Source organism: Elizabethkingia argenteiflava, assembly GCF_009904105.1.
GTDB classification, from domain to species: domain Bacteria; phylum Bacteroidota; class Bacteroidia; order Flavobacteriales; family Weeksellaceae; genus Elizabethkingia; species Elizabethkingia argenteiflava.
Window position 1 is genome coordinate 1 of the sequence record NZ_JAAABJ010000583.1, and the last position, 268, is coordinate 268.

The following is a 268-nucleotide window of genomic DNA, read 5'->3' on the forward strand; positions in this document are numbered from 1 at the left end:
CTTTAGATCAATCGGCAGGATTTTAGACGTTAGCAATGTCACTATTTTGAATTGGATTCGTAGTTTCGGTCAAGAAATACAATCATTGCAGTGTGAATCTAAGGAAATAAAAGTGGTAGAGTTAGATCAAATGCACACTTGTATAGGGAGTAAAAAAAACACGGTTGGATCTGGATTGCTGTTGATAGATTTGGAAAAAGATTCATCAATTTCGTTATTGGTGACAGAAGTCATCAAACTGCAGAAGAGTTTTGGGAAACAATAAAAC

At 35.1% G+C, this 268-nt stretch carries 1 pseudogene; it reads left to right on the plus strand.

Going from position 1 to position 268, the window contains the following annotated elements:
* Positions 1-265, plus strand: a pseudogene (locus tag GNY06_RS09635) (hypothetical protein); the annotation flags it as partial.
* Between the last annotated feature and the right edge of the window lie 3 nt (positions 266-268).